This window comes from Lysobacter sp. DMC104 (assembly GCF_056313665.1).
Window position 1 is genome coordinate 82,314 of sequence record NZ_JBQUZW010000014.1, and the last position, 19,999, is coordinate 102,312.

19 protein-coding genes are annotated in these 19,999 nt (G+C 69.6%); 5 read left to right on the forward strand and 14 right to left on the reverse strand.

The genetic code is table 11. The features are described from left to right. Nucleotide 1 precedes the first annotated feature (1 nt). The 4 genes from ACT53R_RS16745 to folD all read right to left on the reverse strand — a co-directional run bounded on the left by ACT53R_RS16745 (nucleotide 2) and on the right by folD (nucleotide 4,841). Nucleotides 2–505, reverse strand: coding sequence for a hypothetical protein (locus ACT53R_RS16745; RefSeq protein WP_476173052.1), 504 nt, complete (start codon nucleotides 503–505; stop codon nucleotides 2–4). A gap of 116 nt (nucleotides 506–621) precedes the next feature. Beyond that, on the reverse strand, nucleotides 622–2,199 hold the full coding sequence (guaA, locus tag ACT53R_RS16750) for a glutamine-hydrolyzing GMP synthase (RefSeq protein WP_476173053.1): 1,578 nt from the start codon (nucleotides 2,197–2,199) through the stop codon (nucleotides 622–624). A gap of 245 nt (nucleotides 2,200–2,444) precedes the next feature. Further along, nucleotides 2,445–3,902 (reverse strand): IMP dehydrogenase, encoded by a 1,458-nt coding sequence (gene guaB, locus ACT53R_RS16755; RefSeq protein WP_476173054.1) that lies wholly within the window; start codon nucleotides 3,900–3,902, stop codon nucleotides 2,445–2,447. 60 nt (nucleotides 3,903–3,962) lie between these two features. Continuing rightward, nucleotides 3,963–4,841 (reverse strand): bifunctional methylenetetrahydrofolate dehydrogenase/methenyltetrahydrofolate cyclohydrolase FolD, encoded by an 879-nt coding sequence (gene folD, locus ACT53R_RS16760; RefSeq protein WP_476173055.1) that lies wholly within the window; start codon nucleotides 4,839–4,841, stop codon nucleotides 3,963–3,965. Nucleotides 4,842–4,920: 79 nt separating this feature from the next. On the opposite strand from folD, the gene ACT53R_RS16765 reads away from it, so the two are divergent. Genes ACT53R_RS16765 through ACT53R_RS16775 form a run of 3 tightly spaced genes read left to right on the forward strand, consistent with a single transcriptional unit; the run spans nucleotide 4,921 to nucleotide 6,316 of the window. Then, on the forward strand, nucleotides 4,921–5,223 hold the full coding sequence (locus ACT53R_RS16765; RefSeq protein WP_476173056.1) for a hypothetical protein: 303 nt from the start codon (nucleotides 4,921–4,923) through the stop codon (nucleotides 5,221–5,223). 7 nt (nucleotides 5,224–5,230) lie between these two features. After that, nucleotides 5,231–5,533, forward strand: coding sequence for a DUF1244 domain-containing protein (locus ACT53R_RS16770; RefSeq protein WP_476173057.1), 303 nt, complete (start codon nucleotides 5,231–5,233; stop codon nucleotides 5,531–5,533). 6 nt (nucleotides 5,534–5,539) lie between these two features. Then, entirely contained in the window at nucleotides 5,540–6,316 is a 777-nt protein-coding gene (locus ACT53R_RS16775; protein ID WP_476173058.1) for an alpha/beta hydrolase, read from the forward strand. Nucleotides 6,317–6,334: 18 nt separating this feature from the next. Here the strand turns inward: ACT53R_RS16775 and ACT53R_RS16780 are convergent, their stop codons facing one another. From ACT53R_RS16780 to ndk, 10 genes are all read right to left on the reverse strand, one after another. Beyond that, a complete protein-coding gene (locus ACT53R_RS16780; protein WP_476173059.1) occupies nucleotides 6,335–7,228 on the reverse strand; it encodes a DUF2272 domain-containing protein in 894 nt (297 codons plus the stop codon). Between the two features lie 5 nt (nucleotides 7,229–7,233). Then, on the reverse strand, nucleotides 7,234–8,427 hold the full coding sequence (gene moeB, locus ACT53R_RS16785) for a molybdopterin-synthase adenylyltransferase MoeB (RefSeq protein WP_476173060.1): 1,194 nt from the start codon (nucleotides 8,425–8,427) through the stop codon (nucleotides 7,234–7,236). A gap of 118 nt (nucleotides 8,428–8,545) precedes the next feature. Then, nucleotides 8,546–9,796 (reverse strand): molybdopterin molybdotransferase MoeA, encoded by a 1,251-nt coding sequence (locus ACT53R_RS16790; RefSeq protein WP_476173061.1) that lies wholly within the window; start codon nucleotides 9,794–9,796, stop codon nucleotides 8,546–8,548. After that, nucleotides 9,793–10,398 (reverse strand): molybdenum cofactor guanylyltransferase, encoded by a 606-nt coding sequence (gene mobA / locus ACT53R_RS16795; RefSeq protein WP_476173062.1) that lies wholly within the window; start codon nucleotides 10,396–10,398, stop codon nucleotides 9,793–9,795. The genes ACT53R_RS16790 and mobA overlap by 4 nt, the downstream gene beginning before the upstream one ends. Nucleotides 10,399–10,424: 26 nt before the next feature. Next, nucleotides 10,425–11,825, reverse strand: coding sequence for a ribosome biogenesis GTPase Der (der, locus tag ACT53R_RS16800; RefSeq protein ID WP_476173063.1), 1,401 nt, complete (start codon nucleotides 11,823–11,825; stop codon nucleotides 10,425–10,427). An 84-nt stretch (nucleotides 11,826–11,909) separates the two neighbouring features. Then, nucleotides 11,910–13,130, reverse strand: coding sequence for an outer membrane protein assembly factor BamB (bamB, locus tag ACT53R_RS16805; protein WP_476173064.1), 1,221 nt, complete (start codon nucleotides 13,128–13,130; stop codon nucleotides 11,910–11,912). Nucleotides 13,131–13,143: 13 nt separating this feature from the next. Next, entirely contained in the window at nucleotides 13,144–13,776 is a 633-nt protein-coding gene (locus ACT53R_RS16810; protein ID WP_476173065.1) for a YfgM family protein, read from the reverse strand. A gap of 241 nt (nucleotides 13,777–14,017) precedes the next feature. Beyond that, nucleotides 14,018–14,845, reverse strand: a complete 828-nt coding sequence (locus tag ACT53R_RS16815) for a helix-turn-helix domain-containing protein (RefSeq protein WP_476173066.1) — start codon at nucleotides 14,843–14,845, stop codon at nucleotides 14,018–14,020. 87 nt (nucleotides 14,846–14,932) lie between these two features. Next, nucleotides 14,933–16,111: a dual-specificity RNA methyltransferase RlmN gene (gene rlmN / locus ACT53R_RS16820; protein ID WP_476173067.1), complete on the reverse strand. Its 1,179-nt coding sequence runs from the start codon at nucleotides 16,109–16,111 to the stop codon at nucleotides 14,933–14,935. A gap of 22 nt (nucleotides 16,112–16,133) precedes the next feature. Continuing rightward, nucleotides 16,134–16,559, reverse strand: coding sequence for a nucleoside-diphosphate kinase (gene ndk, locus ACT53R_RS16825; RefSeq protein WP_476173068.1), 426 nt, complete (start codon nucleotides 16,557–16,559; stop codon nucleotides 16,134–16,136). A gap of 249 nt (nucleotides 16,560–16,808) precedes the next feature. Here ndk and ACT53R_RS16830 point away from each other — a divergent pair, with 249 nt between their 5' ends. Continuing rightward, nucleotides 16,809–17,438, forward strand: coding sequence for a TetR family transcriptional regulator (locus ACT53R_RS16830; RefSeq protein WP_476173069.1), 630 nt, complete (start codon nucleotides 16,809–16,811; stop codon nucleotides 17,436–17,438). A 66-nt stretch (nucleotides 17,439–17,504) separates the two neighbouring features. After that, nucleotides 17,505–19,877, forward strand: coding sequence for a 3-hydroxyacyl-CoA dehydrogenase/enoyl-CoA hydratase family protein (locus ACT53R_RS16835; RefSeq protein WP_476173070.1), 2,373 nt, complete (start codon nucleotides 17,505–17,507; stop codon nucleotides 19,875–19,877). The last annotated feature ends 122 nt before the right edge of the window (nucleotides 19,878–19,999 follow it).

Here is a 19,999-nt window from a genome sequence, read left to right on the forward strand (position 1 = left end):
GTCAGCGCATCTTCATCGAGGCGCGGCCTTCGGAGGCGATCGAACGGACCTCGCCGAGGTTGCGCACCAGCGTTTCGGTGCCGGTGGATTCGAGCGACACGCGACGGCCGATCTTCAGCGAAGACCGCAGCTTCACCACCGCCTGCCGTCGATCCGGTGACAACGTCACCGATTCGATCGTGTACTTCACGTCGGGCGCGGTCTTCGTCGGCTTGGCGATCTTGTAGAGCACCCGCATCGACTCGCGCGTGGCGGCACAGGCGGCATCGCGATCGAGCTCGATCCGCTGCTCGCCCTTGGGGGTGCGATCGATCACCACCTGGCGGTAGTCCTTCGCCATCGTCGCGCACAGGGCCTTGGCATCCAGCCGGCGCAGCGCGTTCACTTCGTCCTGGTAGTGGGCATAGACGATGTCCTCGTCCAGCCGGCTCATCTTGCGCTGGATGGCGTACATGCCGACCACCGCGGCCGCCAGCACACCCACACTGACGATCATCGTCCTCATCGCATGTCCCGTGTTTCGTCGCCCCTGTCCCGGGGCGATCATACCCCAGTGCCCGCCGGGTGCAGACGGGCACGCAGCGGGCGGACCGGGCCACCGCGGCGGCCCGCGTCAGCCGCTCACTCCCACTCGATCGTCGCCGGCGGCTTGCCGCTGATGTCGTAGACCACGCGCGAGATGCCGCGCAGTTCGTTGATGATGCGGCGCGAGACTTCGTCGAGGAAGTCGTACGGCAGGTGCGCCCAGTGCGCGGTCATGAAGTCGATGGTCTCGACCGCACGCAGCGCGATCACCCATTCGTACGCACGCGCGTCGCCGACCACGCCGACCGACTTCACCGGCAGGAACACCGCGAACGCCTGCGAGGTCTTGTCGTACCAGCCCCACTTGCGCAATTCGTCGATGAAGATCGCGTCGGCCTGCGCCAGCAGTTCGGCGTACTCCGGCTTCACTTCGCCGAGGATGCGCACGCCGAGGCCGGGGCCCGGGAACGGGTGGCGGTAGACCATCTCGCGCGGCAGACCGAGTTCGACGCCGAGGCGACGCACTTCGTCCTTGAACAGTTCGCGCAGCGGCTCGACCAGGCCGAGCTTCATGTGCTCCGGCAGGCCGCCGACGTTGTGGTGGCTCTTGATGACGTGCGCCTTGCCGGTCTTGCTGCCGGCGGACTCGATCACGTCCGGATAGATCGTGCCCTGCGCCAGCCAGCGCGCGTTCGCGAGCTTGTTCGATTCTTCCTCGAAGATCTCGACGAACAGGTTGCCGATGATCTTGCGCTTGGCTTCCGGATCGGTGACGCCAGTGAGCGCACTGAAATAGCGGTCGGCGGCGTTCACGCGGATCACTTTGACGCCCATGTGCTCGGCGAACATCGCCATCACCTGGTCGCCTTCCTTCCAGCGCAGCAGGCCGGTGTCGACGAACACGCAGGTCAGCTGCTCGCCGATCGCGCGGTGCAGCAGCGCCGCGACCACCGACGAATCGACGCCGCCGGACAGGCCGAGGATCACCTCGTCGCTGCCGACCTGAGCGCGCACGCGCGCGATCTGGTCGTCGATGATGTTCGCCGCCGTCCACAGCACCTGGCAGCCGCAGATGTCGAGCACGAAGCGGCGCAGCAGCGTCTCGCCCTGCTTGGTGTGCGTCACTTCCGGATGGAACTGCACGCCGTACCAGCGGCGCGCCTCGTCGGCCATCGCGATGATCGGCACGCTGTCGGTGCGGCCGGTGACGCTGAAACCATCGGGGATCTGCGTGACGCGATCGCCGTGGCTCATCCACACGTCCAGACCGTGGCGGCCCGGGTGGTCGGTCAGCGCGCCGAGCAACTTGTCGTTGCCGAGCACCTCGACTTGGGCGTAACCGAATTCGCGATGATGCCCGCCCTCGACCAGACCACCGAGCTGCATCGCCATCGTCTGCATGCCGTAGCAGATGCCCAGCAGCGGCAGCCCGCTGTCGTAGACCTGCTGCGGCGCGCGCGGCGAACCGGCTTCCGTCGTCGACTCCGGCCCGCCCGACAGGATGATGCCCTTCGGGTTGAACGCCGCGATGTCGGCAGGGTCGTGGTCCCACGCCCAGATCTCGCAGTAGACCCCGATCTCGCGGATGCGCCGCGCGATCAGCTGCGTGTACTGCGCGCCGAAGTCGAGGATGAGGATGCGGTGGGCGTGGATGTCGCTGTGGAGGTCGGTCATGGGGCCGTGACTCGGAAAGCCGGGGATCGGAACGTCGCTGTCATCCCGAGCGCAGCGAGGGACCTGCTTCTGCTTGCTCGCGGCGGGAAAAGCAGGTCCCTCGCTGCGCTCGGGATGACAGCGGAAATGCATGTGTCGCGATGCCATCCGTGGCGGCACAGCGTCGGACGGGAGATCGCCCGGCCCATCCATCCGTGGACGGGCGTTCGGCGACGCGCGAGCCGGTGGCTCGCAAGCGCGTCGCCTCACCCCATCCTGTAATTCGGCGGTTCCTTGGTGATCTGCACGTCATGCACATGGCTTTCGCGCTGGCCGGCGCCGGTGACCTTCACGAAATACGGCTTCTTGCGCATCTCGTCGATCGTGGCGCAGCCGACGTAGCCCATCGTCGCGCGCAGGCCGCCGGCGAGTTGGTGCACCACGTTGCCGAGCGGGCCGCGATACGGCACGCGGCCTTCGATGCCTTCGGGCACCAGCTTGTCGGCGTCGCTGGCGTCCTGGAAATAGCGGTCCTTCGACCCTTTCTCCATCGCGCCCAGCGAGCCCATGCCGCGGTAGCTCTTGTAGCTGCGGCCCTGGAAGAGTTCGGTGTCGCCCGGGGCTTCCTCGGTGCCGGCGAAGAGGCCGCCGATCATGATCGACGACGCGCCGGCGACGATCGCCTTGCCGATGTCGCCCGAGTAGCGGATGCCGCCGTCGGCGATCAGCGGGATGCGATCCTGCAGCGCCTCGGCCACCATCGACACCGCGGTGACCTGCGGCACGCCGACACCGGCGACGATGCGGGTCGTGCAGATCGAACCGGGACCCACGCCGACCTTCACCGCGTCCGCGCCCGCGCCTTCCAGCGCCAGCGCCGCGTCGCCGGTGACGATGTTGCCGCCGATGACCTGCAGGTTCGGGTACTGCTTCTTCGCCCAGGCCACGCGATCGATCACGCCCTGCGAATGGCCGTGCGCGGTGTCGACGATGATCACGTCGACGCCGGCTTCGACCAGCGCTTCGATGCGCTGCTCGGTGTCGCCGCCGACGCCGACCGCGGCACCGACCAGCAGGCGTTCGCTGAGGTCGTAGGCGGCGTTCGGGTTGTCGCGCTTCTTCTGGATGTCCTTCACGGTGATCAGGCCGCGCAGGTGGAAACCGTCGTTGACCACCAGCACCTTCTCGATGCGGTGCTTGTGCAGCAGTTCCAGCACTTCCTCGTCGCTGGCGCCCTCGCGCACCGTGACCAGCTTGTCCTGCTTGGTCATGATGTGGCTGACCGGATCGTCCAGCTTCTTCTCGAAGCGCATGTCGCGGCCGGTGACGATGCCGACCAGCTGGCCGCCATCCACCACCGGCACGCCGGAGATGTTGCGCGCCCGGGTGAGCTTGAGCACGTCGCCGATGGTGGCGTCGGGGCCCACGGTGAAGGGCTCCTTGATCACGCCGGCCTCGAATTTCTTGACCTTCGCGACCTCGGCGGCCTGCTGCTGCCAGGTGAGGTTCTTGTGGATGATGCCGATGCCGCCGAGCTGGGCCATCGCGATCGCGAGGCGGGCTTCGGTGACCGTATCCATGGCGGCCGACACGATCGGCAGATTCAGCCGCAGGTCGCGGGTGAGCCGGGTGGCGAGGGAAACGTCCTTCGGGAGGACGGTGGAATGCGCGGGGACGAGCGAAACGTCGTCGTACGTGAGCGCTTCAGCCTGGATGCGGAGCATGGCCGGTCCGGAGGGGATGAAGCGCGACATTCTAACCCGCCGGCGCCCCTGCCCGCACGCTCAGGCCGCGGAACCGGCCGTCCCGTCGGCGGCCTCGGCCGCCTCCAGCGTGTTCTGCATGAGGGTCGCGACCGTCATCGGGCCCACGCCGCCCGGGACCGGGGTGATCCAGCTGGCGCGTTCCGCCGCCGCGGCGAACTGGACATCGCCGACCAGCCGGCCATCGTCCAGGCGGTTGATGCCGACGTCGATCACCACCGCACCCGGTTTCACCCACTCGCCCGGGATCAAGGCCGGCTTGCCGACCGCGACCACGAGGATGTCGGCCTCGCCCACGTGCCGGCGCAGCACGTCCGCCGGGGTGAACTTGTGGCAGCTGGTGACGGTGCAGCCGGCGATCAGCAGTTCCAGCGCCATCGGCCGGCCAACGTGGTTGCTCACGCCGACGATGGTGGCGCTCTGCCCGCGCACCGGGCGGTCGGTGTAGGCCAGCAGGGTGGTGATGCCGCGCGGGGTGCAGGGCCGCAGGCCGAACTGGCGCAGGGCCAGGTGGCCGACGTTCTCGGGATGGAAGCCGTCGACGTCCTTGCGCGGGTCGATGCGGTGGATCAGCCGGGTCGCGTCCGGGATGCCCGGCAGCGGCAGCTGCACGAGGATGCCGTGGACCGTCGGATCGGCATTGAGGCGGTCGATCAGCGCCAGCAGCTCGGCCTCGGACGTGCCCGACGGCAGGTCGAAGTCGAAGGCGCGGATGCCGACCTTCTCCGCCGCCCGGCGCTTGTTGCGCACGTACGATTGCGAGGCCGGGTCGCTGCCGACCAGCACCACCGCCAGCCCCGGCCGGGCCTTGCCGGCGGTCACGCGGGCATCGACCTGGGCGCGGAGGTCGTCGAGCAGCGAATCGGCGATGCGTTTGCCGTCGAGGATGCGTGCGGTCATGGACACGTTGTTGCAGGAACGGGCCGCCATTATCGCCGAAGAGGCGGGCTAAGACCGCAAAGACCGCAGGAGACATGTCGTGAATCGACCGCAGGCCCGTGACGTCGCCGCAGGCTTCGCCGCCGCCCGGCGCCGGTTCTTCCTCCTGACCGCGCTCGAAATGGCGGTCTTCCTGGCGCTGCTGGCAGGCTGGGCGTTCCTGCTCATGCCGCGGGTGCATGTCTTCTGGCTGCTCGTCCCGGCGCTGCCGCTGCATCTGCTGTTCGCATGGATCACGCGCCGCCGGATCGTCTGCCCGGCCTGCCGCGCACCGCTGGCCGGCGACGACGGATTCGCGCCGTTCGCCGAAGCCTGCGACCATTGCGGCGCCCGTTTCCGATGAACCCGCCATGGACCCGCAGACCGTCACCGAACTCGAAGCCGCCGCCTTCCGCCGCCTGCGCGATCACCTCATGCACCAACGCCCGGACGTGCAGAACATCGACCTGATGATCCTCGCCGGCTTCTGCCGCAACTGCCTCGCCGACTGGTACCGCGAGGCCGCCGCCGAACGCGGGATCGGGATGACCAAGGACGCCGCCCGCGAGACCGTCTACGGCATGCCCTTCGCCGACTGGAAGGCGCGGCACCAGCGCGAGGCCACGCCGGAGCAGCTGGCCGCGTTCGAGGCGGCGACGAAGCGGCACGCGTAAGTCGTCATGCGCGTCTTCCTGATCATCGTCGCGACCCTCGCGCTGCTCGGCTATGCCGGCGCCTGCGCCTTCCTGTACGCGAAGCAGCGCGAGCTGATGTACTACGGCTGGGCGACGGCCGTCGACGCCAACGGCACCGATTACACACTGCGCCGCCCGGATACGGTGCTGCGCGGCTGGGTCGTGCAGCCGGAGGCCGGGGCGCCCGTTCTCTATTTCGGTGGGAACGCCGAGCACGTCGAGCAGAACCGCGAGGATTTCGCGCAGTGGTTCCCGGGCCGCAGCCTGTATTTCCTCGCGTATCGCGGCTACGGCGCCAGCGACGGCGCGCCGTCGCAGGACGCGCTGGTCGCGGACGCCGTGGCCTTCTTCGACGACGTGCAGGCGCGGCATCCCGGGCAGCCGATCGACGTCGTCGCGCGCAGTCTCGGCACCGGCATCGCCAGCCAGCTCGCGGCGCGGCGCCCGCTGGCGCGGCTGGTGCTGGTCACGCCGTTCGACAGCATGCGCGCCACCGCGCAGGCGCACTACCCGGCCTTCCCGATCCGCTGGCTGCTGAAGGACAGCTACGATTCGGCGTCGGCGCTGCACGGGTTCCGCGGGCCGCTGCTGATCGTGCACGGCGGCCGCGACGACGTGGTGCCGGAAGCGAACACGCAGGCGCTGATCGCGTCGCTGCCGGCGCGGCCGACCGTCGTGCGCATTCCGACCGCCGACCACAACGACATCGCGGCGCATCCGGAATTCGGGCCGGCGCTGGCGGCGTTCCTGCGCCGGCCGTGACGCCGGGCGCGGCCCCGCTCAGTCGCGCAGTTTGAGCAGCGCCACCCACGCCTTCGCGTTGAGGCTGCACGCGCGTTCGCGATTGATGCGGCACGTGGCATCGTCGGGCGCGGCGCGCGGCGGCACGAAACGGCCCGCGGCGTTGAGCGACAGCTTGCGCAGCATCACCGTCTGCAGCACGTTGCCGCCGATCGTGTAGAGCTTGCGATCGCCGTTGAGGTCGACGCCCACGACGATGTCGCAATGCGTCTTCAGGCCGATGCCGCCCGCATCGAGGAAGGCGACGAGGTCGGCATGGGTCGCCACCCGCGCCTCGCGCGAGTAGCACAGCAGGTCGCCGACTTCGGGACGCTCGCGATCGGGCGCGACGAGGCGATAGCGCGGCCGTTCGGCCTTCGCGGCATGCGCCGCACGCAGATAGGTGATGTGTTCCGCCGAGAACGCGAAGTCGTCGACGCCGGCGCGCTTCATCACGTACGACACGAACGCAGCGGACCACGGGTGATCGAGGATGAAGGCGCGGCAGGCCGCACTGTCTTGCCAGGCACCGGACGGTGCCTCGCATTCCTTCGCGCCGTTGGCGCCGCGCAGGTTGTCCAGCGCCGGCGTCGAACGCCAATACTCGGCCACGCGCCGCCATGGTGTGCCGCCGCTGGCGAGCTTCTCGCTGCCGCCTTCGGCCTCCATCGGAATGTGGCCGTCCCGCCAGCCGACGCGGCCCTCTGCGTTGATGAAGGGCGCGTACCACTCGGCATTCTCGCGACAGGCGGTTTCGGCGATGCGCTGGCGAAGTCCGCCCGGCGCATCCGCATCGTCGGGAAATTCGCAGGGCAGCACCGTCGCACCGGCGCGTGCGGACAGCGCCAGCGCGCAGCAGACGAACAACGCGCGCCAGCGCGACATCGCGCGCATGTGCTTCATCCCTGTCCCGCGCAGAACGCGGCGTAGTCGATGTAGCCCGGGAAATCGCGTCCCGGCGCGCAAACGGGACAGTCGGGGTCGGGCGACAGCCGCAACTCGCGGAAACGCATCGCCAGCGCATCGAACTGCAGCAGCCGGCCGGTCAGCGGCGCGCCGATGCCGAGCAGGAGCTTCAGCGCCTCGGTCGCCTGCACCAGACCGATCACGCCGGGCAGCACGCCGAGCACGCCGGCCTCGGCGCAGTTGGGCGCGTCCTCGGCCGACGGCGGCTCGGGGAACAGGCAGCGGTAGCACGGCGCTTCGCCACGATGGCGGCCGGCATCGAACACGCTGGCCTGCCCCTCGAAGCGATGCACGGCACCGTACACCAGCGGTTTGCCGAGCTTCACGCAGGCGTCGTTGAGCAGGTAGCGCGCGGCGAAATTGTCGGCACCGTCGATCACCACGTCGACGCCGTCGAGCAGGCGTTCGACATTGTCCGACGTCACTCGCTCGCGCACGGCCTCGATGCGCGTCCGTGGATTCAGCGCCGACAGCGCGGCCGCGGCGGAGTCGACCTTCGGCGTGCCGATCGCGGCCTCGGTATGCAGGATCTGGCGCTGGAGATTGCTGCGATCGACCACGTCGTCGTCGGCGATGCGCAGATGGCCGACGCCCGCCGCCGCGAGATAGAACGCCACCGGCGAGCCGAGTCCACCCGCGCCGACCAGCAGCACGCGCGCGGCTTCGAGCCGCTTCTGCCCGTCGATGCCGACCTGCGGCAGGCGCAGGTGGCGCGAATAGCGCTCGGCGAAGTCGGCGTCGATGCCGGCGTCGGGCAACACCGTCGGCAGGCCATCCGCGATCCAGCGCGCGGTGCCGCCGGCGACCGACGCGACATCGGCGTAACCCTGCTCGGCGAGCGCGGCCGCGGCGATCATCGACCGCCGGCCGCTCTGGCAGATCAGCAGGATCGCGGCGTTGCGGTCCGGCAGGTGCGCAGCGGGATCGGCCAGCAGCGCGCCCATCGGCAGCGCGAGCGCGCCTTCGGCCATGCCGGTCGCGTGCTCGTGCGGTTCGCGCACGTCGACGAGGAGGCTGCCGCCGCGCTGGCGGTCGCGGGCGTCCTGCGGAGCCGGTTCGGGAATCGCGGTCATGGCGTGCATTCTCCCATGCTCGTGGCTGCGAAGTGGCCGCATCTCCGTTGTCATCCCGAGCGGAGCGAGGGACCTGCTTCATCGTGCGACGCATGCCATGGGAAAAGCAGGTCCCTCGCTGCGCTCGGGATGACAAGAAAACGCTCCGCTGCTGCGGCCTTTGCTCCTGGCCTCAATACGTCAGCACATCGACGACCGCGCCGGCGTCGAGCGCGCATTCGCCCTCGCCCAGCACGATCAGCGCGTCGGAATCGGCGGCGGCGCGCATGCGGTGCGAGCCGTCGGCGGGGTTGGGTTCGACCCACAGCGCGCCGTCGTCGTCGCAGGCCAGCCGGCCGCGCAGGAATTCGAGGCGGTCGTGGGTCTTGCGCCACGGCGCGCGCAGGCGCGCACGCAGCCGCGGGCGGGCGTCGGCGCGCCCCTGCAGGCCTTCGAGCAACGTGCGGCCCAGCGTCAGGTAGGTCGCCAGCACCGACACCGGATTGCCCGGCAAGCCCAGGAACAGCGCGTCGCCGAGGCCGCCGCTGCCGGGATTCTCCAGCGCCGAATGCGAGCCGGCGAACAGCACCGGCATGCCCGGCTTCATCCGCACCTTCCAGAAATGGATGACGCCCTCGCGCCGGAACAGTTCGGGCAGGTGGTCCTTCTCGCCGGCCGACACGCCGCCGCAGGTGATGACGACGTCGAAGGCGTGCCCCGCGTGGCGCAGCGCGTTCTCGATGGCCGCCGGATCGTCCGGCAGCCGCGGCCACGCCACCGGCTCGAAGCCGTCGGCGCGCAGCAGGCCCATCAGCAGTTCGCGGTTGCTGTCGTACAGCTCGCCGGGGCGCAGCGGCAGGCCGGGTTCGACCAGTTCGTCGCCGGTGGTGAACACCGCCACGGTCGGCCGCTTCGCCACGTCGAGTCGGTCCATGCCCTGCCCCGCGGCCAGCGCGACGCGAGACGGCGTCAGCACCTGCCCCGCCGACAGCAGCGCATCGCCGACGCGCACGTCCTCGCCGGCGCGGCGCACGTGCTGGCCGGGCTTCGGTGCGATTCGCACGGTCACACGATCGCTTTCGACCAGCGTGTTTTCCTTCATCACCACCGTGTCCGCGCCCGCCGGCAGCAGCGCGCCGGTGGTGATGCGCAGGCATTCGCCGGTGCCGACGACGCGATCCGCCGCCAGCCCGGCGAACTGTTCGCCGACGAGGCGCAGCGTCGTCTCGCCGTCCGCGGCCAGATCGGCATGGCGCAGCGCGAAGCCGTCCATCGCCGAATTGTCGAAACCGGGCTGGTCGACGACCGCGGCGAGGTCCTGCGCGAGCACGCGGCCGTGCGCGCGCGCCAGCGGCACGCGCTCGGCAGGCAGGCGGCGGTCCGCGGCCACGCGCGCGAGGATGGCGCGGGCCTCGTCGAAGGCGATGCGTGTCGGAAAGGTCATGGCGTGGCGCGTGTCGGGGGCGGATCGAAGCCCGCGGCGTGGAGGTCGTCGGGCGTGTTGAGGTTGCCGAAGCGGAAGCCGGAGAACGTCACCGGCGGCAGATCGAGGCGTTCGCGCAGCGCGTGCACGGCGCGCGCGTCCGCGGCGATTGCCGCGGCGCAGGCGTCGCGCAGCGCGTCGACGCGCCACAGCGCGACCAGCGGCTGCGGGCCGTCGTCGTCGATCGCGAACGCGCCATCGGCGCCGCGCTTCGACGCGAGCGTGCGGATCAGGCAGTCGTTGGCGCCGACCAGATCGACCGGCAGCGTGAGCAGCCACGGCGTCGTGCAGGCCGCGGCCAGCGCGTCGAGGCCACCGAGCGGGCCGAGGCCGGGCGTGCGGTCGGCGACGGCGGTCATGCCTTCGGCGGCGTAGCGATCGGGATCGCGATTCGCCGACACCAGCACCGGCCCGTGTTCGCCCGGCCAGCGTCGCGCCCAGCGCAGCACCTGCGGCACGCCGTTGCGCGTCAGCCAGGCCTTGTCGATGCTGCCGAGGCGCGATGCGTTGCCGCCGGCCAGCAGGCCGAGGGTGAGATCTGTTGGCGGAATCGACGATGCCACGCGAGGACGGCGGGCCGGGGCCCGCCCTACTTGTTCCGCTTGTGATGCCGGATCATCCGCTGGCGCTTCTTGAGCTGACCCTCGGTCAGGACGTTCTTCTTGTCCTTGTACGGGTTGTCGCCTTCCTTGAAGACGAAACGCACCGGGGTGCCGATCAGCTTGAAACGGCGGCGGAAGAAGTTCTCGAGGTAGCGCCGGTAGCTTTCCGGCAGCGTGCGCAATCGCGTGCCATGCACCACGAACGTCGGCGGGTTCTCGCCGCCCGGATGCGCGAAACGCAGCTTCGAGACGTGGCCGCGGATCGACGGCGGCGGATTGGTCTCGTAGGCGATCTCCATCGCCTGGGTCACTTCGGAGGTGCTGAACTTGTGCGTGGCCGAGCGGTGCGCGCGATGGACCGCGGCGAACAGTTCGCGCAGGCCCGAGCCGTGCTTCGCGCTGATGTGCACGGCCTCGGCCCAGTTCACGAAGGACAGTTTGCGCGACAGCAGGCCGTCGGTCTGCTCGCGCTGGTACTGCGACAGGCCGTCCCACTTGTTGACCGCCACCACCAGCGCGCGGCCGGCGTCGAGCACCGCGCCGAGCACGCTGGCGTCCTGCTCGGTCACGCCTTCGCTGGCGTCGAGCATGATCACCGCGACCTGGCACTGCTCGATCGCCTGCAGCGTCTTCACGATCGAGAACTTCTCGACGGCTTCCTCCACCTTCGATTTGCGGCGGATGCCGGCGGTGTCGATCAGGCGGTACTTGCGGCCGTCGCGTTCGAGGTCCACCGCGATCGAATCGCGGGTGGTGCCGGGCACGTCGGAGGCGATCATCCGCTCCTCGCCGAGGATGCGGTTCACCAGCGTCGACTTGCCGACGTTGGGGCGGCCGACGAAGGCGATGCGGACGCGTTCGGGATCGTTGTCGAGCACCTCGGTGCCGCCTTCGGCGGGCAGCCGCGACAGGACGTCGGCGAGCAGCTTGTCGAGGCCGGTGCGGTGCGCCGAGGAAATCGCGATCGACTCGGCGATGCCGTAGCGCGCGAATTCGGCGATCGCGGCGCGGCTGTCGATGCCGTCGGTCTTGTTGACCACCAGTAGCGTCGGCCGGTCGGCCTTGCGCAGCCAGCGCAGGATCTCGTCGTCCAGCGCCGACGGGCCTTCACGGCCGTCGACGATGAACAGGACGAGGTCGGCCTCTTCGGCCGCGGCCCGCGACTGGCGCGCGGTGGCGCCGGCCAGGCCTTCCTCTTCGCCGGCGATGCCGCCGGTGTCGACGATCACGAACGACCGCGCCTCGTCGAGGCGACAGACGCCATAGTTGCGGTCGCGGGTGACTCCCGGCTCGTCGTGGACGAGCGCGTCGCGGGTACGGGTCAGGGCGTTGAACAGCGTCGATTTGCCGACGTTGGGACGGCCCACGAGGGCGACGAGAGGCAACATGGCAGGGAGATCACGAAAGAGTCGGAAACGCGCGACCCCGGGCAGTCAGCCTACCCGGGGCCGCGAAGGTTGACCAGCGGGGGCTCAGTTCAGGCGCCAGGCGCTGAGCTTGCCGTCCACGGTCTCGACCACGAGCACGCCGTTCGCCACGACCGGCGCGGCGCGCACGGCGTCGCGGGCGACGCGGGTGCGGGCGGCGAAGTCGCCGTTGTCCAGGCGCAGCCAGTGCAGGTAGCCCTCGGCATCGCCGACCACGGCGAATTCGCCCTGGACCGCGACGCCGCTCAGGCCGCGACGGGCCAGACCCGCTTGCTGCCACACCGCCGAGCCGCCCGACTTGTCGAGCGCCCAGACCGTGCCGGCGGGATCGGACACCACGACGCGGTCGGCGGCCACGCCGATGCGACCGGGGCCGCCGTGTTCCTGCGACCACAGGGCGCGGCCGCTGGGGCCATCCACCGCGACGGTCTGCTTCTTGTAGCTGGTGGCGTACAGCGTGGCGCCGTCCAGTGCGGGCGTGCCGTCGACGTCGGCCATGCGGTCGAGCTCGGTGCGGCCGTCGGGCTGGCCGACCGGCACGCTCCACAGCGGCCGGCCATCGAGTAGCGACAGCGCGGAAAGCGTGCCGTCGTCGTTGCCCACGAACACGAAGCCCGGGCCGAGCACCGGCGCATCGTTGCCACGCACGCTGAGCGACGGCAGGTCGTGGTTCCAGAACCAGCGGCGTTCGCCGGTGCTGGCGTCGAACGCGGTGATGCGACCGTCGTTCGAACGCACCAGCACCGCGCCCTGGCCGATGGTCGGCGCGGCGATGACTTCATTGGTGACCTTGGCGGTCCACTTCTCGGTGCCGGTCGCCGCGTCGAGCGCGATGACGCCGCCATCAAGCGTGCCCACCACCACGAGGCCGTCGCCGGCGCCCGGGCCGCCCGTCAGCGCCTGCTTCTTGGTGCGGTATTCCCAGATGCGGGCGCCGGTCTGCAGGTCGAACGCGCGGACAGCGTCATCGGCCGCCGCGGCATAGACATGGCCGTCGGCGATCGCCGGGCCCTGCACCACGCCCAGCTTGGGCTGGCCGCCGCCGGCATCGGCGGACCACATCCGCGCGACGGTGGCGGACGGGACGAACTCGGTCAGTTCGGCCGGCTTCGCGGCCGCCTTGGCCTCCGCGGTCTTGCCGACCTCGAACCAGCCCTTCACGGTCTTGCAGCCGGGCAAGGCGACCATCACGGCGGCCAGCAGGGCGACGCGGAGCAGTGCGCCGCGCGGCGCGGAAGAAACGGGGTGCAACCGATTGGGAGTCATCGTGCGGGTCTGATCAGGAAGCGGAGTCGGATTTCTTCGGAGTGCCGCCGGCCTGCGACAACTTCAGCTCGATGACCGGCCGCAGCTGCGAGCCCTCGTCGAGCCCGGTGAGGGCCTGTTCGTAGGCCTTCTGTGCCTGCTCGCGGCGGCCGAGGGCGAACAGCGCGTCGCCGCGGACTTCATGGGCGAGCGGTTCGTCGATGCCGTCGAGCAGCGAGAGCGCTTCCTGGCCCTTGCCGGCGTCGATCAGCAGTCGCGCGAGGCGTTGCGACACCACCGCCTTGAGCGCGGTGTCTTCGGTCTTCACGGCGCGAAGGGTGGCGATGGCGTCGTCACGCTTGCCGCCATCGATCTGGGCCTTGGCGATGTCCAGCGCGGCGAGCGCGGCAAAGGAAGTGTCCTTCAGGCCCGCGGAAGCGGCCTGCGCTTCCTTGAGCTTGCCGGCCTTCAGATCGGTGATCAGCGCCTGGTACTGGTCGCCGGCCTTGCGCTGCTGGGCGCTCTGCTGGTCCTGCCACCAGAACCAGCCGTAGATGGCCGCGAGGCCGAGGGCGACGCCGCCGACGAGGCCTGCGGCATTGTTGCGCAGCCAGATGCGGACGCGTTCGCTCTGTTCGTGTTCGTCGAGAAGGTCGTCGATCGCCATGGGTCGGTTGTGGTCTCGGAAGTGCGGCTGACGTGGTGGGCATCCGGACGCCGACCGCGGGTTGCGCGAACGCCGCGATGTTGTAGCAGGCGGCGCCTGAATCGATCACCGCCGGCGGCGGGAAGGAAGCAGGCGGCGGGTCGGGATCCGGGATCCGCCCCTGCACGGCGACCGCGGGCGGGTCGCCGGAGGAATGTCGGACGCGCGCCCGTGGCGCTGCGCCGTGACCTGCCGGGACCCCTCAGCGATCGACCGGCTGGAGAGAACCGTCAGAGGATACCGTAAAGCGCACCACGTTCGCGCGGATGTACGGGGTGAGGTCCACCGGCTGGCCGTGCACGCGCACGCTGATCGCCTGGGCGTTGCCGAGCACGGCCTTGCCCAGTTCGCCGGTGCGGAAGGCGCGCGTCTGGCCCGAAGCGACCAGCGCCTGTTCGATCACGTTGCCGTCGGCGCCGCTCAGGCGCACCCAGCTTTCGCCGGAGAACGTGATGGCGAGATCCGTCGCCGCTGCCGGCTGGGCGGACATCGGCGGGGTCATCGACGCCACCAGCGGGCCCTGCGGCGCGGGGGGCGGCGCAGGCTGGTCACCGGACGTCCCCGGCTTGCCGGCCGGCGCCACCGGCAGAGGCGAACTGTCCAGCGAGACCGTGTCGACCTTCGTGTCGAGATGGGAGCGCGTGGCCAACCAGATCGGTACTGCGATACTCGCGGTGATGACGACGTAGACGAGCCGGCGCGCCGTCTGTTCGACCGCACGCTGCGCCCACGGGGTATAGGTGCGCGGCACCAGCTCCGGCACTTGCGGCGCGGGCACGGCGGCGTTCGCGGCCATCGCGTCCTCGGGCAGGCCCAGCAAGCGCGCGTAGCTGCGCAGGTGGCCGCGGACGAAAACCGGTGCGCCGATCCGCGCCCAGTCCTCGCGCTCCAGCGCCTCGACCACGTGGGTTGGGGTCCTGAGCTTCTGCCCGGCCTCGGCCGGCGTCAGCCCGGCGCGGACGCGGGCCTGACGCAGTTTCTCGCCGATGCCGCGCACGGTCTCGGGCATGGCGGTGTCGTTGGATGTCATCGCGAAGCGCTCCCCAAAGCAAAGCATCCATTCATTGCAGCGACGCTCGCCGGAGCGCCGGGTCCGATGGTCGGAAGGGGCCGCGGCTCATGCCGCATCCGCTGCCCCGGTCGTGATGTCGTCCGCGTCGCGCCCCCCGGGCGTCGCGAGCGTCTTGCGGAATTCGGCCTGCCGGCGGGTGCGGTCGACGACCTGCCCCTTCAGCTGGCCGCAGGCCGCGTCGATGTCGTCGCCGCGGGTGCGACGGACCGGCGCGATCATGCCGGCCTCGTTGAGCAGCTTCTGGAACGCGCGGATGGCCGCGTCGTCCGGGCGCTGGTAACGGGTGCCGGGAAACGGGTTGAACGGGATCAGGTTGATCTTGGCCGCGTCCTTCATCTGCACCGCGCGGTCGAACGCGCGCAGCAGGCGGACCAGTTCGCGCGCATGCGCGGGCTGGTCGTTCACGTCCTTCATCAACGTGTATTCGAACGTCACCGATTCGCCCTTCTTGCGCAGCGCATAGCGCACGCAGGCATCCATGAGTTCGGCGATCGGATATTTTTTGTTCAGCGGCACGAGCTGGTCGCGCAGTGCGTCATTGGGCGCATGCAGCGACACCGCGAGCGACACGTCGCTTTCCTGCGCGAGGCGGTCGATCATCGGCACCATGCCGGCGGTCGACAGGGTCACGCGCTTGTTGGCGAGGCCATAGCCGAGGTCGTCGCGCATCACGCTCATCGCGCGGACGACGTTGTCGAAGTTCGCCAGCGGCTCGCCCATGCCCATCATCACGACGTTGGTGAGCCGACGCTGCTTGTGCGGCACGTTGCCGAGGTGGCGCGCGGCGGTCCACACCTGGCCGACGATTTCGGCGGTGGACAGGTTGCGGTTGAAGCCCTGCGTGGCGGTCGAACAGAACGTGCAGTTCAGCGCGCACCCGACCTGCGAGGACACGCACAGCGTGCCGCGGCCCTTGTCGGGGATGTAGACGGTTTCGATGGCGTTCTTGCCGTCCATGCCCAGCAGCCACTTGTGGGTGCCGTCTTCGGACGGTTTGTCGAACTGGACCGTCGGCACGCGCACTTCGGCGTGCGTTTCGAGCTTGGCGCGCAGCGCCTTGCCGAGGTCGGTCATCTCGTCGAACGTGGTGACGTGGCGATGGTGGATCCACTTCATCACCTGGTGGGCGCGGAAGCGCTTCTCGCCGAGGGTCTCGGCGAAGAAGCGCTCCAGGCCCTCGCGATCGAGGTCGAGCAGGTTCTGTTTTTGCGCGGCCTCGTTCACGTCGTGCGTTTCTTCGGCCGGATTACCGCGGGCACAGCTCGGTGGCGCTGAAGAAGTACGCGGTTTCGATCGCCGCGTTCTCCAGCGAGTCGGAACCATGCACGGCGTTGGCGTCGATCGACTGCGCGAAGTCGGCGCGGATCGTGCCCGGCGCCGCGTCCTTCGGGTTGGTCGCGCCCATCAGTTCGCGGTTCTTGGCGACGGCGTTATCGCCTTCCAGCACCTGGATCATCACCGGGCCCGAGGTCATGAACTCGACCAGCGCGCCGAAGAAGGGACGTTCGCGATGCACGGCGTAGAAGCCTTCGGCTTCCTTGCGCGAGAGATGCTTCATCTTCGCGGCGACGACCGTGAGGCCGGCCTTCTCGAAACGCGAATAGATTTCGCCGATGACGTTCTTGGCGACGGCATCGGGCTTGATGATCGAAATGGTGCGCTCAAGCGCCATGACAGTGGGTCTCCGGGGGTAGACGACCGCAGTCGAGCGGCCGAACGATAACATGTGTGGGCAGGAAAAACCCGCGTGGGGACGCGGGTTTAGCCGATTCGGCTGGAGAGGATTCTAACCCGGCGCGGGGTCTCTCTGCATCCTTGGCGACGATCACGTTTTGCGGGCCCGGGGGAAAGGGCGTATCCTGCGCCCGCGCTCAAACAAGCGTTTGATTCAGCCCACCCCTTGCCGGAACCCGGAGGCCCCATGAGCAAAGCCCAGTTCTCGACCAAGGAAAGGATTCTCGACGCCGCGGAAACCCTGTTCGCCCAGTACGGCTTCGGCGGGACCTCGCTCCGCCAGGTCACCAGCCAGGCGGACGTCAACATCGCGGCGGTGAACTACCACTTCGGCAGCAAGGAGAACCTCGTCAACGAGGTGTTCCGCCGCCGCATGGACGAAATGAGTGCCCAGCGCCTCGGCCGGCTCAAGGCCGCGACCGATGCCGACGCGGCCGACCTCGACGGCATCCTCGCCGCCTTCGTCGAGCCGCCGCTGGCGATGGCCCAGGACCGCCACGGCGGCGGCGCCTTCATCCGCGTGATCGCCCGCGCCTACGCCGAGAAGAACGACGGCCTGCGCCGCTTCCTTTCCGAACAGTACGGCCACGTCCTGCGCGAGTTCGCCCGCGCCATCTCCCGCTGCCTGCCCGGTCTGAGCAAGGAGGAGCTGTACTGGCGGCTCGACTTCCTCGCCGGTGCCCTGACCTACGCCATGGCCGACTTCGGGATGATCAAGCGCCCGGCCGGCATCAGCGAGGTCGAGCACCGCCAGCGCGCGGCGAAGGAACTCATCCGCTTCGCCTGCGCCGGCTTCCGCGCCGGCCAGGTCAACTGACCCCAGCCTTTCCGAACTCCGACATTCCGATCCGGAAAACCCCACGCAATCAACAGGATGCAGAACATGTCCCAGAAACCGCTGATCCGTCGCGTCGCCGTCCTCGGGGCGGGCGTCATGGGCGCGCAGATCGCCGCGCACCTCACCAACGCCGGCGTCGACACCGTGCTGTTCGACCTCGCCGCGAAGGAAGGCCATCCGGACGGCGTGGTGCTGAAGGCGCTCGCCAACCTCGGCAAGCTCTCGCCTGCCCCGCTCGCCTCGAAGTCGCTGGCCGAAGCGATCACCCCGGCCAACTACGACACCGGGCTGGAGCACCTGCGCGGCTGCGACCTGATCATCGAAGCGATCGCCGAACGGATGGACTGGAAGCAGGACCTGTACAAGAAGATCGCCCCGTTCGTGCCCGCGCACACCGTGCTGGCCAGCAACACCTCGGGCCTGGGCATCAACAAGCTGTCGGAAGTGCTGCCCGAGGAACTGCGCCACCGCTTCTGCGGCGTGCACTTCTTCAACCCGCCGCGCTACATGCACCTGGCGGAACTCATTCCGGCCGCGACCACCGACCGCGCCATCCTCGAAGGCCTCGAGACCTTCCTGGTGACCACCCTCGGCAAGGGCGTGGTCTACGCCAAGGACACCCCGAACTTCATCGGCAACCGCATCGGCGTGTTCTCGATCCTGGCGACGATCCACCACACCGCCGCGTTCGGCCTGGGCTTCGACGAAGTCGACGGCATCACCGGCCCGCTGGTCGGCCGCCCGAAGTCGGCGACCTACCGCACCTCCGACGTGGTCGGCCTGGACACCATGGCCCACGTCATCAAGACCATGGCCGACACCCTGCCGGACGATCCGTGGCACAAGTACTTCAACGCCCCGGCGTGGCTGGGCGCGATGATCCAGAAGGGCGCGCTGGGCCAGAAGACCGGCGCCGGCATCTTCCGCAAGGTCGGCAAGGACATCGTCGTCGTCGATCTGGAGAAGCAGGACTACCGCCCGGCCGACCGCGGCGCGGCGCCGGAGGTGGTCGAGATCCTCAAGACGAAGAACCCGGCCGAGAAGTTCGCGAAGCTGCGCGCCAGCGAGCATCCGCAGGCGAAGTTCCTGTGGGCGATGTTCCGTGATCTGTTCCACTACAGCGCCTACCACCTGGCCGACATCGCCGACACCGCGCGCGACGTCGACCTCGCCATTCGCTGGGGCTACGGCTGGTCGTTGGGCCCGTTCGAGACCTGGCAGGCCGCCGGCTGGAAGCAGGTCGCGGCGTGGATCGCCGAGGACATCGCCGCGGGCAAGGCCATGAGCGACGCCGCGCTGCCGGCGTGGGTCACCGACGGCCGCGACGGCGTGCACGGCGCGACCGGCAGCTACAGCCCGGGCAAGGGCGCGGACGTGCCGCGCTCGTCCAACCCGGTCTATCTGCGCCAGCGCTTCCCCGATCCGCTGCTGGGTGAGCGTTTCGCCCCGGGCGAGACGGTGTACGAAAACGAAGGCGTCCGCCTGTGGCATGACGGCGACGGCATCGCGGTGGCGTCGTTCAAGACCAAGATGCACACCGTGAACAACCATGTGCTCGATGGCCTGCAGGAAGCGATCGGGATCGCGGAGCGCGACTTCCGCGGCATGGTGATCTGGCAGCCGAAGGAACCGTTCTCGGCCGGCGCGGACCTCGCCGGTGCCCTTGGCCTGCTCGCCGCGGGCGACGTGAAGGGCTTCGAGGCGATGGTCGCCAACTTCCAGGCGACCAGCCAGCGCATCAAGTACGCGCTGGTGCCGGTGGTCGGCGCGGTGCGCGGCCTCGCCCTCGGCGGCGGCTGCGAGTTCCAGATGCACACCGCGCGCACCGTGGCGCACCTCGAAAGCTACATCGGCCTGGTCGAAGCGGGCGTGGGCCTGCTGCCGGCCGGCGGCGGTCTGAAGGAATTCGCGGTCCGCGCCTCGCAGGCGGCCGGTCCGGGCGGCGACGTGTTCGCCCAGCTCAAGCCGCTGTTCGAGAACGTGGCGATGGCCAAGGTCTCCGCCTCCGCGCTCGAAGCGAAGGAGATGGGCCTGCTGCGCAAGGACGACGTGATCGCCTTCAACGCGTACGAGCTGCTGCACATCGCCAAGCAGCAGGCGCTGGCGCTGGCCGAATCCGGCTACCGTCCGCCGATGCCCGCGCGCCGCGTGCAGGTCGCCGGCAACGTCGGGATCGCCACCTTCAAGATGATGCTGGTGAACATGCTGGAAGGCCGCTTCATCTCCGAACACGACTACGAGATCGCCTCGCGCATCGCCACCGTGCTGTGCGGCGGCGAGGTGGACCGCGGTGCGATCGTCGACGAGGAGTGGCTGATCCGCCTGGAGCGCGAGCACTTCGTCGCGCTGGCGCAGATGCCGAAGACGCAGGCCCGGATCAAGCACATGCTCGAAACCGGCAAGCCCCTCCGCAACTGACACCCACGCCTCCTCTCCCGCTCGCGGGGGAGGACCGAGGTGGGGGCCGTTGCCGCAGGCGCCGCTCCCATCCCGACCTTCCCCCGCACGCGGGGGAAGGAGACCATCGAGGACACGAGACC